Raw genomic sequence first — 15152 nt, forward strand, 5'->3', positions numbered from 1 at the left:
TATCTGCTCCCACAGTCGAACCCAAAATTCTAACAAAATATCACTGGTGTCTCGAAAGTTACGATAAAAACGTCCTGCTGCTAAAGCTGAACCATCGCTAAACCCATCGCCAGGACATATCCCCATTAGCTATTAGTACAGGGCAGTTATGCAAAAAAGAGCCGTTTCTCCCCAAAGGAGATACGGCTCTTTTATTACGCCTGCAGTACCTATCACTGATCTTTCGGCTTGCGCATCGTCAATCCGACGCGGCCTTTTTTCAAATCTACATTCAGCACCCACACGGTAACGTTATCCCCCACAGAGACAACATCCATCGGGTGTTTGACAAATCCATCGCTCAGCTGGGAAATATGCACCAGGCCATCGCTCTTGATGCCGATATCCACAAAGGCGCCAAAATCGATGACATTGCGTACCGTTCCCTGCAGCTCCATTCCCGGCATAAGATCCTCGATCTTCAGCACGTCCTGGCGGAAAATCGGCAGCGGCAGCTCCTCCCGCGGATCGCGTCCCGGACGCTGCAAGCTGTCCAGAATATCGCGCAGGGTCGGTACACCAACCTCCAGCTTCACGGCAAGGTTCTCCGGCTGCTGGGCATCCAGCAGTTCAGCGAGCTCCTTGCTGCCGAGCTTGTCCAGACTTACCTGAAGCTCCTGGAACAAACGGTCAACCACCGCATAGGATTCCGGGTGAATCGGGGTGCGATCCAGTATGTTCTCGCCTTCCGATATCCGCATAAAGCCCACGCACTGTTCATAGGTCTTGGCACCGAGACGCGGAACCTTCTGCAGCTGCTTCCGGCTGACAAACTTCCCGTTCTCTTCCCGGTATTTCACGATATTTTTGGCAATGGTGGCATTGATGCCAGCCACATAGGAGAGTAGTGACGGCGATGCCGTATTCACATCCACCCCGACATGGTTAACCGCAGACTCTACGACGGCTTTCAGGCTCTCCTCCAGATGCTTCTGGGTGACGTCATGCTGATATTGGCCCACACCGATCGATTTCGGATCGATCTTCACCAGCTCGGCCAGCGGATCCTGCACACGGCGTGCGATCGAGGCTGCGCTGCGCTCGGCAACATCCAGATCAGGGAACTCTTCCTGAGCCAGCTTCGAGGCCGAGTACACGCTTGCTCCCGCTTCATTGACGATGAGGTAAGCCAGCTCAGGGTCAGCAAGTTCCGCAATGACTTCTTCGGCTACGAATTGCTCCGTTTCACGGGATGCCGTACCGTTTCCAATGACAATAAGCTTGATGCCGTATTTTGCAATCAGCTCTTTAATCTTCGCGGCCGCCTCCTGCTTCTTGTTGGCCGGCGGCGTCGGATAGGTTACAGCTACCTCAAGCAGCTTGCCTGTATCATCGACCACCGCAAGCTTACAACCGGTACGGTAAGCCGGGTCAACGCCCAGCACACAGCGACCTTTCACCGGCGGCTGCAGCAGCAGGCTGCGCAGGTTCCCCGCAAAGATGGAGATTGCCTGGTTCTCCCCTTTTTCCGTCAGCTCACCCCGCACTTCCCGTTCAATCGATGGGGCAATAAGACGCTTGTATGAATCCTCGATCACCGCCGTAAGAATATCCGTGACGGCAGATGGACCTTTAAGCACCTGCTTGCCGATATACGCGTGAATGGAATCGGAAGGAACATCAAGCCCCACCTTCAGAATATTCTCGCGCTCTCCCCGGTTAATGGCCAAAATCCGGTGCGGCGGCATTTTCTTCGCCAATTCCCGATAATTGTAATAGTTCTCGTATACGGATTCCACTTCGGTATCCTTCGCCTCTGAGGTCAATATGCCGTGGTCCAGGCTGTATCTGCGTACCCAGGAACGAACGGTTGCGTCATCGGCAATGTTTTCGGCCAATATATCCATCGCGCCTTGCACAGCCTCTTCTGCCGAAGCCACACCCTTCTCCTCATCAACATACTTGGCTGCCTCAACCATCACATCAGCCTGCTTCGGCTGCGACCATATCCACTCCGACAGCGGCTCAAGTCCTTTTTCCTTGGCGACGCTGGCCCGGGTTTTACGTTTCTGCTTATACGGACGGTATAGATCCTCTACCTCCTGCAGCTTAACGGCGGCCGTAATCGACGCCTTCAGATCTTCTGTTAGCTTGCCTTGCTCCTCTATGATGCGAATGACTTCCCGCTTACGGACCTCCAAATTGCGCAAATAACCTGTCCGCTCTTCAATATCACGTAATTGGTTCTCATCCAGTTCGCCTGTCATTTCCTTACGGTAACGCGCAATAAACGGTATGGTATTGCCCTCATCCAGAAGTTCAACGGTCGTACGCACCTGTTTTTCGGACAATTGAAGCTCCTTTGCGATCTGCTTCACGATCCGTTTCGATTCTTCCTTGCGAATCTGTTCCTCATTTACTTCCACAACAGCTTCTAATTCAGACAATGATATCCCTCTTTCTTCAATGAAACTATATTTGCTATTATCCCAAACTTAAGCGCTCATTTCCACTACATCGCTCACTTCGTAAGGCTTTAAGCTGCTTTTAATGTCAATTTCATCTAATTTTAAGATTTAATTTATATTCTTATTGTACGAACATGCCGCTGCCGGATATCCACACCTCATTAAAATCAGGGGGGTCACCTTAAATGAATGACAAACATGCGATTGCCTGGTCCGTTGTCTGCCTGTTGTTTATCGCAGCGGCGGTCACTACGGCCTACATCCTCATACCTACAAACATGTAATCCACCAATCTCCAGTCCCATGCAGCAATTGCCGAGCCTTCAAACATACCATCCATATAAAAACCCTCAAGGAATTACTCCTTGAGGGTTTTTAGTCATAACATTCTATGTGGAAAACGTTAGTGCTTGAATGGAATCAAAAATCAATCAAGCCCAGACTTATTTGCAGGGAATCATCCACCTTACTCATCATTTCATCATCAAGATGGGTGATTTTGTCCGTTAGCCGCTGCTTATCAATCGTCCGGATCTGCTCTAGCAAAATGACGGAATCCCGGTCAAATCCATGCGACGCCGCGTCGATTTCGACGTGAGTCGGCAGCTTGGCTTTTTGAATCTGTGCCGTAATGGCTGCAACAATCACAGTCGGACTAAACCGGTTGCCGATATCATTCTGAATGACAAGGACCGGCCTTACGCCGCCCTGCTCAGAACCGACAACAGGTGATAAATCCGCAAAAAATACGTCGCCCCGTTTAACGATCACTGTCTACACCCCGCTTACTAAGCGGTCTAGAGTGTTGTCTGCATCTTCCTCCGCGTGAAACGCCTCAGAAGCCATGGTCAGGTTAATTTTGGCCATTTCCATATAACCCCGCTGCATGGATTCACGAATGTAACGTTTCTTCCGTTCATTCAGGTACAACTTCATGGCTTGCCTAATAAGCTCACTGCGGTTGGAATTTTCCAGCTGAGCGATCCCGTCCACTTCCTGCAAAAGATGATCCGGTAAACTGATCATGATTCGTTTGGTGTTCTGCATATTGGCCACCCTCTATTACACCCCCACAACCTTCTCGCCTGTGCACCAGTATTACATTATTCAAGGAAAATTATACAAAAGAATATATATGCCGAAGGTATATCAAGTATGCTGCATATCATTATAAACTACAATCGACACTTTCGTACAGACTTAAACGACATATTCCTAATTCGGGAAGGTCTGTACTTATTCCTTCTTTCCTGAATAAATTACTTAGGGTGACATGACTTGTTAAAGGTTGCTCCAGAGTGCGTTTACGGTCTTCACGGGTATATCATCACGTATATACTGACGTGGTACCCGGTGGGCAATCATGCAGACGACCTCGTAGTGGATCGTCCCCAGCTTGGACGCCAGCTCATCTGCCGTAATGCATTCGCCAGACTGCTGACCGATGAGTACAACCTCTTCACCAGCTTTAATTTGTTCCGCCTCATCGGCGAAAGGTTTGAGCGATACCATACATTGGTCCATACAGATAGTTCCGACTACAGGGACGCGGCGGCCGCGTATCAGTACTTCCACTTTACCGCTCAGCATACGAGAGAAGCCATCGGCGTAACCGATGGGAAGGGTTCCAATTTGCTCTTCCTCCCCCGTTACATACTTCGTCCCGTAGCTGATACCGGAATGCGGAGGTAAATTTTTGACGTAGACAAGCTTTGTCTTTAACGTCATGACAGGGCGAAGGCTCACTGTCTTTCGATTCACCTCATCCGAAGGATACAGTCCGTACAAGCCGATGCCGACACGAACCATATCATAGGATAATTCAGGTGTATCAATCGCAGCAGCACTGTTGCCCGTATGTATGATGGGGATATGGTAGTCCTTATCCCGAAGAGCGTCCGCTACGCCCTGAAAACGGCGGTACTGTCCCAACGTATAGTCTTTGTTCTCTTCATCCGCTCTTGCAAAATGGGTAAACATTCCTTCGACAACAACCTGCGGCAGCGAAAATACTTCTTCTATAAAAGAAATTGCATCTTCGCCTGGAAGCAGGCCCAAACGACCCATTCCGCTGTCAATCTTGATGTGTACCTTGAGTGGCTTCTCCGGCTGGACCGGCAGTGCCTTTATCGCTTGGAGCACTTCCGAACTGAACAGGGTTACGGTCACATCATGCTCATAAGCGATCTCTACAGCCTCCGGTGGTGTATAACCGAGCACCAGGATTGGGCAAGAGATGCCTCCTTGCCGAAGCTCGAGCGCTTCATCCAGGAAAGCTACGCTTAAGTAAGGCGCCCCCAGTTGCTGAAGTTCGCGAGCCACTTCTACAGCTCCGTGACCATAGGCGTTAGCCTTCACACAAGCAAGCAATTTCATGTGGCTTGGCAGCGCCTCACGAAAAGCGTTATAGTTGGCGCGCAGATGGTCTAGGTTGATCTCCGCCAGGGTAGGTCGATATATCGCTTGCAATTCCAGTCACCTTCTTACCATTTTGAAAAAAGCATTATGCTTTGCAATAGATTAATGGTAATGTTCCGGGGGGCAACTGTCAATTGAGACAAACTGCTTATTTATGAGGCTCGTGGTCCCCCCGGGGTGGCGAAACTTGGTGAAACATCGGAATATCTGCAAGAAATAGCGATAGGCCTACGGACGGGGTTCCTTTATTTGGAAAAGAGGCGAATGGCCTCATTGTCGGAATGTTGCCCTCCTTCAATGCTCGGTATCCGCCTACTTCGTATTATTTACCCGATTCTCCCTGCATGGAAGCAGCGACTTTCTTCATTTCTTCGACAGGCAGATTGGCGCTCGTAATTCGGTATTCCACGCCTTCCGAATTCCAGGTCAGCGTTCTTTGCTGATCGCCGGTGAGCAGACCTACCGTTGTAAAATCAATATATACCGCCTCGCCCGGTACGAGGGAGACCGCACGATCCACCGGTCTGGATTCCATAATCGTATATTGGTACACACCGTCATACTTCAGAATAACCGCATGATCCTTGTTCTCCGGAACTTCCATCGTGTCTTTGTTCGTGACCCCTGCAGGCACATATTCCGGATAGATAATGCCGAAGGATCCCATATCGCGACCGGAAGCTGTTTCTGTCAAACCTTCGGTTCCCTGAGTGCCGTTACCTTCCGTACCGGAAGCCACCGGTACCCCGTTCTCGTCCACTTCCGCCATGGTCCCCTTAGCATCGTTCATCGCACTTAGATTCTTGTTGGTATCAAACGAATCCTTCGACAGGTTCGTATCGAAGGTAAAGGTGTTGAATTTCACTTCAACAACCACATTCGCTTCGGAGTCCGACACTTGTACCTGTTTCGGTGTGTAGTTGTCCTTGGCGAGCCAAATCTTTTGACGAATCAACGAATGGCTGTGGTAATTAGCAGCCACATCAAACACGTAACTATCCTTATCCTCAGCAAACTGACGGGTGTTGTCGCTCAGAATGCTGCTGAGTAGCGTTTGGTACAGATATACCTGTCCCTGATTATCCGGCCAGTCGCTTTTGAAGCGGAAGCTCTTGTTCAAGCTAGGCGTCAGAACGAACACGCCGTCATCGTTGCGAAGCACGATTTGCGTAATATCCTTTTGCCCATTGGTTAAACTGATCCGGTAGTAAGATGGAGACTGGTACCATACCTCAACCTGATACTCCTGCGGCGCCGAACCGGTATGTATGGTCATAACGCCCGCTCCCTGGTAAGCCCCCTTGGCACTTTCCAGCTTATCAGCCACCTTGCCCAGATCCTTCACAACGCTGTCTGCATTTTTCTTCCCGCATCCCGCCAGTATTGTTGTTAAGCATAATACTACCGCGAGCAGCACCCATGAAATCCGGCGCATGTCATCATCCCCTTCAACACTTGTTTTGACTTGATTGATACATGTCTATGAGGGACTTGGTCACATTATGCAGACTAGCCTGACAAGCACCGCTGCGGTGGGACGCGGCAGGCGTTTACACTTCGTCTAAGTGAAAAAAAGAACCGTGATGAATCCGTCGATCGCTGATTCATCCTCGGCTCGGTTATTTGAGAAATTTCCAGTACGGGCGATCTTCTTCAGCCCTCTGTATAAGCATGGAAGCTAATCGACGTTAGCCATCTCTAAGGGGCTGTATTCATAGAAATGGATTTCTCAGGTGTTGCATTCGTATAAGGCGCAAACCATTTCTCATCCACATTGTCAGGTGATGGAAGACTGCGGGTGGTCGAGTCAAAAATCCAGAAGATTCCTACGCAGAATACGGCGATTCCGCATCCTGCGATAACGGACGAGCTTGCTGCAACAACGCCAAGAGCACCTCCAATTAGGCTGCCAAGCGGCATGGCAATTCCGCTGAGTCCGCTAGCTGCCGCGAACACCGTGCCCAATCTTTTCTCGGGTATCGCTTTCTGAATGACCGAATTGATGATAACGTTCGTAATGCCTCCGGGAAACCATGCCAAGCCGTATACCAGGACGACAAGCCATGTCCATGGGGTAAATACGCTGAGACACCAGGCAGCGCCAGATAAACAAAATGCTCCGGCAAAAAGATATCCAAGCGGCAGGCGCTCCAACTTCAAATACGGAGCCAGGATCGCGCCCAACAAACTTCCGCAAGCCTGGGCCATCAGCAATATACCGTAGACACCGGCTCCGCCGAGGCTGTCGGCAAACGCAGGCATAACCGTAAAGGTAGCGCCGCCCGCTGCATTAATGACGATAATCCCCATCTGTACCCGTGCAAGCGGGGTTGCCAGGATGTAGCGAAGCCCCTCTTTCATGTCCGCCCAATAATTTTTAAGGGCATTTCGCATAGATTTTGAATTTGCGGTGTTATTCGTTGATGTTTTAATTACGTTGTTATCAGAAGTTTTGGTAGACTTTTTGATTTTCAATTGCGAGAATAACAGCGCTCCGATGAAAAATCCGATCGAATTCCATAAGTAAAGGGATACTGCGCCCAGCACAATAATCAATACGCCGGATATTGCGTTGCAAGCGACATCGATGCCTTGATAGGCTAAGGAGAACAGCGAGTTTCCTTGCGTCAGCTGCTTCTTATCGAGAATTTTAGGAAGGGCCGACATTTGGGCCGGATATACCCACATATTCAGCGTGGATAGAACTGGTGTAATCGCCAGCACAACGCCTACTGTCAGAAAGTCGAAATAAAATGCAAGCGGAACGATCAACAGTAGAACCGCCTGAAATAACTGGGTGTATACCAGAAGCCCCCGTAAAGGAACGCGGTCAATCATCGGACCGGATAACAGTTGAATGATTCGGGGGAGAATCGAGAGGAATCCGGCAAGTCCCGTATACAGCGTCGAGCCTCCCAGATCGTACACCAGCCACATGGCAGCTACCGCGTACAAGCTATCGCCGATATTCGTAAGGATTCGGCCAACGAACAACAGCAGGAAATTGCGATTCTTTAATATTTCCACGAAAGAAACACTCCTTGATTTAAAGTTTAGTAGTTTTGGAGAGAAGGGGCTAAAGAAGCCCCTTCCTATTCGGACGTTTCCGTCGAAACCACGTTGATCCCTACCGCATATTCCTTGCTGTCGTCCCCTTTTGTCGCAAGGGTCTTGGTCACCCATTTTTCGAGCAGTTCTCTGAATTCCTTCGTCATTTCTTCGTATTGCTCGGCGTTCAGCTGCATTCTCAGGCTTATCCTTGTGCGGCTGGCCGCTGCATAATCTTCGGCAAGAACCGGGTCTACCATTTGCGTTCCCTTGGTGTTAAACCACTTCGCTTTGGATTTATAATATTTCTCTACGATGCCGCCGACGGTCCGGGTCTCCACCAAATCTATTAATCCACCATCATATAACTTCTGAATATGATAGTGAATGCTTCCCGGCGAATCTCCCAATTCATCTGCTACTTGTTTGGCAGTTTTGGCCATATCCAGCATGGTTCCGAGAATCTTCACCCGCTGAGCGCTGCCGAGCAGCTTCGCTTGTTCCACCGATATTTCGATACTCTGATTATGATCTTGATCCATGACGCAAACACTCCATTCTAAATTAAAATAGACATTCTAATTGTGTAATTCATACGGTTATTTTCGTTCATTCCAATTTAATTTATCATTCTAATTTTCTAGATCGGTATGACACAATAATAAACCACCTATTACCATTTGTAAATAGGCGGCTTATAAATTGTTTATTTTTTTCTAAACCGGTTTGACCATATGATAATAAACATGCCCGTTAATCAAGATGTCCTTATCTGTTTGATAACCTCTTCTTTCGTACAAAGAATGAGCGCGATGATTGTCCGTCACCACGGCAAGAGCAATTTTACGATACATCAGCTCCTTTGCCCGATTCTCCGCGTGATGTATAAGGGCCGAACCAATCCCCTTACCTCCAAACTGCGGAGAAACCGATAACGTATCGATATAGTACTCATCCTCGTCCGCTTCTTTATCCAGCGCTACGGAAGGGTCATTCTTGAGCTTACGCAAACGATCCAGAATCGGACGATCCAATTCGGCCGCTTGATCACCGCCGTAAGCAACGATAATACCAGCCACCTCGCCGTCGATCTCTTTCACGGCAGCCTGTCGGTAACTGAGCCTGCCCTCGTCCGCCCGGAAATATTGCTCCAGCACTTCAAGCACTTTCTCTTCACTGTTTTCCCCTGTTAATTGATGCGCTACGTCGTGCAGTGCATCGTACAACAGTCTTATCGCTGCAGCTGCATCTTGTGGTTTTGCTGATCTGATGGTCATGCCTATTCATCCTCCATTACAATTCAATGCAATTTAGTAATTCAAGTATCCCAGTCCTCAACCTCATACAACAGCTCCATCTCGGACGATGCTGTAAAAGAACGCCGTTTAACTTTAGGATCCCCGATCTTTTCGTGCAGTCCAAACCCTCTTGATACCTTGAACGTAAAAGACAAACCATGAGGTACCATCGCACTTCCCCTATATAGGCCATCTCCGCAGTATGGAATCTCAAATCCGGCATAGATTGTGGGGGAAACCGGTGTGGAAGGCGGTACCTTCACTTGAATCGCGATTTTCACAAGCTCAGGCAGCTCTTCCACGATCGTAATCTCTTTATCTGCACTCAAGCCTCCCATTTGCAGCGTAACCCGGGTGCTGCCAGGAATTCTAGGCTTCAGCGTTCCGTTCGGCAGCAGCGTTAGCCATTCCGGCTCCTCAACATGATAAGTTCCGTTCATCAACGTTTGTACAAATCCGCTGTCGTATGTAATGACCGGATTCAATTGTTTGACAGGCCCTTTCACCCCTACGACTCCATCACCATGCAGCTTAATCGAGGTTGGTTCTCCAATGTCGCCGAAAAAATACAGCAGCGGCGCTTGCGCTCTGCCTGCCCAGTCGCTTTGACTGTGAGCCGCTCCCGGATCAAGAAACAGCATGAGATCTTCTCCCGGCACAAAGCCGTCTTGGATCAAGCGTGCTGCTTCCTCCCGTGCGTATTTTTCCATGAAGACCCCTTCCGCGCCGCCCATATCAAGCCATACCTTAAGATTCGGATGCGTACCGTATCTTTCATAAAAAGGATATTCCTTTAGCTCTCCTTGAGCATCAAAATAGGCTTTGACGAAATAAGGCGACATGACCGCAATGCTTCCGAACACATCCGGCCTTCTAAAGCCGATATTGTAGGTGACAATCCCGCCCGCAGACGAACCCATCATGGCCGTGTGCTCCGGACCCTTCAACGTGCGAAAGTTCTCATTGATATATGGTAAAACCTCTTCGATAATAAATAACTCATACCGTTCGCCGGCAAACGGGGGATCGAACACCTGATGCATCCTTGGATTGTCATGGAAATATTCATTCAGTCTTTGATGAGGAACCGTTGCGATGCCAACGATGATAATCTCCTGCATCCGTCCTTCGGACACCAGCCGATCTGCGGTGACATGCATATCCCACGAGCCGCCTCGCTCATCCGCTGAAAATACATGCTGCCCGTCATGCATATAGAGTACGGCATAATGCTTCTCCGTATTCTCATGATAACTGGGTGGAAGGTATACATACAAACTTCGGGTATTGCTTAAGTTAACCGATGGAAAATCTGCAATTTCTACCATTCTTGAGGACATATTGACCATTCTAACCCCTCCTGACTATTTTTGCACCCTATGCACTTGCATTCGATGATTCACCCTTAGGCGATGCCAGATAACAAAAAAAGGCACAACCCGATAAAATCAGGTTGTACCTCTTAGGTAAGCATTGCCTTACTCCACATTATACTGGGGAATTCCCCCATTTTCAATATCAGGATTTGTCCTCTGGCGGCTCTTTTGGCACATAATTAAAGATATCGCCATCCACAAAAGTATCAATCAATCGTTCCAGCCATTTATAGTAAGCAACGGCCTCGCGCATCTTCGCCTGATCCTCTTGCAGCACCGCTGCCAGCTCTTCGTCATCTTCATGCGCTTTACGGAGCTTCTCCGTTTCGTCGAGCGCTTTGCGCAGGACCAAAATGTTGCTCTCCACCGATTTACGCCATTTAATATCGAAGAAATCCAAGAAGGTCTGGTACCAGTCATACTCCACTTCATACAAATCCTTGCGGGAACCCTTCTCCCACACCTTGTTTACCATTTTATAATCGAGCAGCGTCCGCACGCCTGTACTCATGCTGGTCTTGCTCATCTTCATTTCCTGTCCCATTTCATCGAGGTTCATCGGTTTATCCGCAAAATAAAGCAATCCGTATAAATGTCCCGTTGAGAGTGGAATGCCGTACAAATCCATATTCCGTCCAATATTTTCAATGACACGCTTACGAATCTTATGCACGGCTGCCTGCCGTTCATCATCTAAATGGTACAAGCCCATGCTTGCAGCCTCCTCTATCTGTAACCATCCAAGAAGTCATGTCAATATAACAAAACTAGGTGGACTCGAAGTGTAGTGTGAACGATCTCCATGAAATTTAAACAAGCCCTGATCCACACACATTCTCTGATCTATTGTAGGGAAAGCTATTTTAAAAGTAAAGAAGATCACTCTAGAGGATATCGGAGCATATGGGAGCATTTCAAAGGATAACTTTGTACAGTTTTTACTGTACGTACTTTACGTACGGATATAACGTTTGATACTTTACGTATCGGTTGTTACAATGGGTGACATGGGTTTACGAGACGACAGGAATAAGAAGACTCGGTCAAATGGACGCGTCTCTATACAATAAAAAGGAGGAGTACTTTTGGCTATTCTGCAAGTTAACAAAGTCAGCAAATTGTTCGGCGCGAATCCGGAACAAGGGATTCAATTGCTGGAGCAAGGCTGGAGTAAAGCGCGAATTGCGAAAGAAAAAAATATAACGGTTGGCGTTAACCGTGTCAGCTTCGATATCCACGAGGGCGAGATTTTTGTCATCATGGGGTTGTCAGGCAGCGGTAAATCTACGTTGGTCCGTTTGCTAAATCGGTTGATTGAACCAACATCGGGCGAAATATTGATTCACGGCAAGGATCTCCGAAAAATGAACAAGGAACAGCTGCGTGATGTACGTCGCAAAAAAATCAGCATGGTGTTCCAGAAATTCGCCTTATTCCCTCATCGCTCGGTTGTAGAGAATGTGGAATACGGATTGGAAATTCAAAAGATAGACAAAAGCAAGCGGCACGAAGCGGCCATGAAGTCGCTCGAGCTTGTAGGTTTGAAAGGCTGGGAGGAAAAAATGCCCGATCAGCTTAGCGGCGGCATGCAGCAGCGTGTCGGGCTTGCCCGTGCACTCGCCAATGATCCGGAGATTCTGCTGATGGATGAGGCTTTCAGCGCATTGGATCCGCTCATCCGCAGAGACATGCAGGACGAATTGATCGAACTTCAGGACAAAATGAAAAAAACCATCGTGTTCATTACTCATGACCTGGACGAAGCTCTTCGGATCGGCGACCGCATTGCCTTGATGAAGGACGGTTCGATTGTACAGATCGGAACGCCGGAAGAAATCTTGACCCAGCCTGCCAACGATTATGTTGAGCGGTTCGTGGAAGATGTGGATCTGTCCAAGGTGCTTACCGCATCACGGGTTATGCGCCGTCCGGAGACCATTACGATGGATCGTGGACCTCGCGTGGCGCTTGAGCTGATGCGTGAACGGGGGATTTCGAACCTGTTCGTCATTGACCGTTCCAAGAAGCTGCTTGGCGTCATTACGGCCGAAGATGCATCCGATGCCATGAAGAATAACCGCAAGCTTGAGGATATTCTCATCACAGACGGTCCGAGTGTTGGACCCGATACATTGCTGAATGAATTGTTTGAAATTACGAGTATGGCTAAAGTGCCATTGGCCGTTGTGGATGAGACCGGCAGGTTGATGGGCGTTATCGTCCGCGGTGCTGTTCTTGGTGCCCTGGCCGGAGAAAGCAAGAGCGAGGAGGTGACGCAAGATGCCTAAGATCCCTCTCGCAAGCTGGGTTGATTCCTTGGTCGAATGGATGGGAGACGTCTTCTCCGGTTTCTTTGACGCCATCTCCTTCATTATCAAAAACGTTGTGCAGCTGTTTACGGATTTGTTCATGCTCCCTCATCCGTACCTGTTCATTGTCATCCTGGCTGTCATTGCCTATCTATTAGGCCGTCTGCCGTTGACATTGTTTACAGCCATCGGTTTTCTGCTCATCGATAACTTGGGCTATTGGTCACAGACCATGAGCACGCTCAGTCTGGTTATCACGGCAGCCTTGATCTCCGTTATACTGGGTGTTCCTCTGGGTATATGGGCGGCCTACAGCAAGTCGGCATCCCGCGTGATCATACCGGTTCTCGACTTTATGCAAACCATGCCGGCGTTTGTATACTTGCTCCCTGCCGTCACATTCTTCAGCTTGGGCGTAGTTCCAGGGGTTATCGCTTCGGTTATCTTCGCCATTCCGCCAACGATTCGCCTGACCCGCCTTGGCATTATGCAAGTATCAGGTGAACTGACGGAGGCTGCAGATGCATTCGGTTCGACTTCCGGGCAGAAATTGTTCAAGGTTCAGCTTCCGCTGGCCATGCCGACCTTGATGGCCGGCATTAACCAGACCATCATGCTGTCCTTGTCAATGGTCGTTATTGCTTCGATGATCGGTGCCCAAGGTATCGGTGCTGAGGTCTACCGGGCCGTAACTCAGCTGCAAATTGGTAAAGGGTTTGAAGCTGGCTTGGCTGTCGTCATTTTGGCGATTGTCCTCGACCGCTTTACACAAAATATATTTAAAACGAAAAAAAGGGGTGCTTAATTTTGAAGAAACAAAAGTTTTGGTTGCTGCTAAGCTTGGCTGCTATTTTGGTTCTGTCTGCTTGCGGACAGGGCGGAAACGGCGGCACGGATGGAACAACGGACAAAGGGACTGACGGCGGTGCTACTGCTTCCCTCGGCGACCAAGTGAAACATGAAATCATCGGTATTGATCCAGGTGCAGGTATTATGAAAGCTGCGGCTGCAGCGATTGATGAATATGGATTGACCGACTGGAAACTGATCGAAGGCTCCGGTGCTGCCATGACCGCAACCCTTAACAAAGCCATCAAGAACGAAGATCCCATCATTATTACCGGTTGGACACCGCACTGGATGTTTGCCAAATATGACCTGAAGTATTTGGAAGATCCGAAGAAAGTATTCGGTGAAGCGGAAGAGATCCACACCGTTGTCCGTCTTGGACTGAAAGAAGATCATCCGGAAGCTTACAAGTTCCTGAGCAATTTCAAGTGGACATCCGACGATATGGGTCAGATTATGACGGCAATCCAAGAAGGCCAAGACCCTGAGGCTGCCGCTAAAGAATGGGCAGACAGCAACGCAGAGAAAGTGGATGCCTGGCTTGAAGGCGTTCAGCCGGTTGACGGCAAAAGCTTCAAGTTCAGTTATGTAGCCTGGGATTCGGAGATTGCCAGCACCAACCTGCTGAAAGTGATCATGGAAGAGAAGCTCGGATACAAAGTTGACGCGCTTCAAGTAGAAGCTGGCCCAATGTGGACCGGCGTTGCCAATGGCGACGTGGATGCAACCGTAGCAGCATGGCTTCCATTGACGCATGCCGACTATTGGGATAAGTTCAAGGACCAAGTCGAAGACCTTGGCGCTAACATGGAAGGCGTAAAAACCGGCCTGGTGGTTCCGTCTTACGTGGAGGCAAATTCGATTGAGGATCTGAAGTAAAAATAGGCCATCCCATGGTATATGGGGTGGCTTTTTTCTTTTCGTGCTCAAGATTGTCGGCCTGGTCAGAGGAGGATGTATCCGTTCCGGTCGCTGTTGAAACCAGGAAAACAGGATGATATTCTTGCGGTATTTTCCCGGTTTCAAAGGCGAACGCCAGGTCTCCTCCACGGATACATCCTCTATTTCTTGCTGGCCTCCAATCTTTCCACCCACCAAAAGATAGCCATCCCTTTCATTAGGGATGGCCTTTTGGGGGCTGGGCGGGGGAGGGGCTAAGCTGACCCGTTCAACACGGTCAGCTAGCCTGATTTATTGCCGGTCCTGCTGTGAATCCCCTTGGGGACTCACAGGCTTGCCGGCGCAGCTTGTAGGGGTTACTGGTGCCCAGTGCAGTCCCTCTTAATCAAGCAAGCCTGTCGGCTTGCTTTCCTCACCGATACATCCTCTACTCTTGGCTGGCTCCAATCTTTCTACACCCGGATTGCCGGTCCTGCTGTGAATCCCCTTGGGGACTCACAGGCTTGC

General features: G+C 49.1%; 13 protein-coding genes. 3 read left to right on the plus strand and 10 right to left on the minus strand.

What is annotated here, in order from left to right; genetic code table 11:
- Nucleotides 1-212: 212 nt before the first annotated feature.
- From NYE54_RS27980 to NYE54_RS28025, 10 genes are all read right to left on the minus strand, one after another.
- The gene (locus NYE54_RS27980) at nt 213-2426 is read right to left on the minus strand and encodes a Tex family protein (protein WP_339267763.1); all 2214 of its coding nucleotides are present in this window, start codon (nt 2424-2426) and stop codon (nt 213-215) included.
- Nucleotides 2427-2867: 441 nt separating this feature from the next.
- Complete coding sequence (locus NYE54_RS27985) at nt 2868-3218, minus strand: type II toxin-antitoxin system PemK/MazF family toxin (protein WP_006212388.1); 351 nt, start codon at nt 3216-3218, stop codon at nt 2868-2870.
- Between the two features lie 3 nt (nt 3219-3221).
- Complete coding sequence (locus NYE54_RS27990) at nt 3222-3503, minus strand: ribbon-helix-helix protein, CopG family (protein WP_028406492.1); 282 nt, start codon at nt 3501-3503, stop codon at nt 3222-3224.
- 225 nt (nt 3504-3728) lie between these two features.
- On the minus strand, nt 3729-4916 hold the full coding sequence (gene alr / locus NYE54_RS27995; protein WP_339267766.1) for an alanine racemase: 1188 nt from the start codon (nt 4914-4916) through the stop codon (nt 3729-3731).
- Nucleotides 4917-5187: 271 nt separating this feature from the next.
- Nucleotides 5188-6300 (minus strand): DUF4367 domain-containing protein, encoded by a 1113-nt coding sequence (locus tag NYE54_RS28000; RefSeq protein WP_339267768.1) that lies wholly within the window; start codon nt 6298-6300, stop codon nt 5188-5190.
- A gap of 263 nt (nt 6301-6563) precedes the next feature.
- Complete coding sequence (locus tag NYE54_RS28005) at nt 6564-7892, minus strand: MFS transporter (RefSeq protein WP_339267770.1); 1329 nt, start codon at nt 7890-7892, stop codon at nt 6564-6566.
- A gap of 65 nt (nt 7893-7957) precedes the next feature.
- Nucleotides 7958-8455 carry a winged helix-turn-helix domain-containing protein gene (locus NYE54_RS28010; protein WP_076324677.1) on the minus strand — a complete coding sequence of 166 codons (498 nt, stop codon included), beginning with the start codon at nt 8453-8455 and terminating at the stop codon, nt 7958-7960.
- Nucleotides 8456-8629: 174 nt separating this feature from the next.
- A complete protein-coding gene (locus NYE54_RS28015) occupies nt 8630-9190 on the minus strand; it encodes a GNAT family N-acetyltransferase (RefSeq protein ID WP_339267772.1) in 561 nt (186 codons plus the stop codon).
- Between the two features lie 41 nt (nt 9191-9231).
- Nucleotides 9232-10560 (minus strand): alpha/beta hydrolase-fold protein, encoded by a 1329-nt coding sequence (locus NYE54_RS28020; RefSeq protein ID WP_339267774.1) that lies wholly within the window; start codon nt 10558-10560, stop codon nt 9232-9234.
- Nucleotides 10561-10729: 169 nt separating this feature from the next.
- Nucleotides 10730-11299, minus strand: coding sequence for a GbsR/MarR family transcriptional regulator (locus NYE54_RS28025; protein ID WP_339267776.1), 570 nt, complete (start codon nt 11297-11299; stop codon nt 10730-10732).
- Nucleotides 11300-11672: 373 nt separating this feature from the next.
- On the opposite strand from NYE54_RS28025, the gene NYE54_RS28030 reads away from it, so the two are divergent.
- From NYE54_RS28030 to NYE54_RS28040, 3 genes are read left to right on the plus strand one after another with little or no spacing between them, the layout of a single operon-like run.
- The gene (locus NYE54_RS28030) at nt 11673-12875 is read left to right on the plus strand and encodes a glycine betaine/L-proline ABC transporter ATP-binding protein (RefSeq protein ID WP_076324681.1); all 1203 of its coding nucleotides are present in this window, start codon (nt 11673-11675) and stop codon (nt 12873-12875) included.
- Nucleotides 12868-13701, plus strand: a complete 834-nt coding sequence (locus NYE54_RS28035; protein WP_076324682.1) for a proline/glycine betaine ABC transporter permease — start codon at nt 12868-12870, stop codon at nt 13699-13701. Before NYE54_RS28030 ends, NYE54_RS28035 begins: the two co-directional genes overlap by 8 nt.
- A gap of 2 nt (nt 13702-13703) precedes the next feature.
- Nucleotides 13704-14624, plus strand: coding sequence for a glycine betaine ABC transporter substrate-binding protein (locus NYE54_RS28040; protein ID WP_076324683.1), 921 nt, complete (start codon nt 13704-13706; stop codon nt 14622-14624).
- Nucleotides 14625-15152 lie beyond the last annotated feature (528 nt).

The organism is Paenibacillus sp. FSL K6-1330, from assembly GCF_037976825.1.
Lineage (GTDB): Bacteria > Bacillota > Bacilli > Paenibacillales > Paenibacillaceae > Paenibacillus_AQ.

Excerpts from the sequence above, each read along its gene's own strand:
- NYE54_RS28000 (WP_339267768.1), bottom strand. The coding sequence starts at position 6,300 with ATGCGCCGGATTTCATGGGTGCTGCTCGCGGTAGTATTATGCTTAACA.
- NYE54_RS28020 (WP_339267774.1), bottom strand. The coding sequence starts at position 10,560 with ATGGTCAATATGTCCTCAAGAATGGTAGAAATTGCAGATTTTCCATCG.
- NYE54_RS28010 (WP_076324677.1), bottom strand. The coding sequence starts at position 8,455 with ATGGATCAAGATCATAATCAGAGTATCGAAATATCGGTGGAACAAGCG.
- NYE54_RS28015 (WP_339267772.1), bottom strand. The coding sequence starts at position 9,190 with ATGACCATCAGATCAGCAAAACCACAAGATGCAGCTGCAGCGATAAGA.
- NYE54_RS28035 (WP_076324682.1), top strand. The coding sequence starts at position 12,868 with ATGCCTAAGATCCCTCTCGCAAGCTGGGTTGATTCCTTGGTCGAATGG.
- NYE54_RS28025 (WP_339267776.1), bottom strand. The coding sequence starts at position 11,299 with ATGGGCTTGTACCATTTAGATGATGAACGGCAGGCAGCCGTGCATAAG.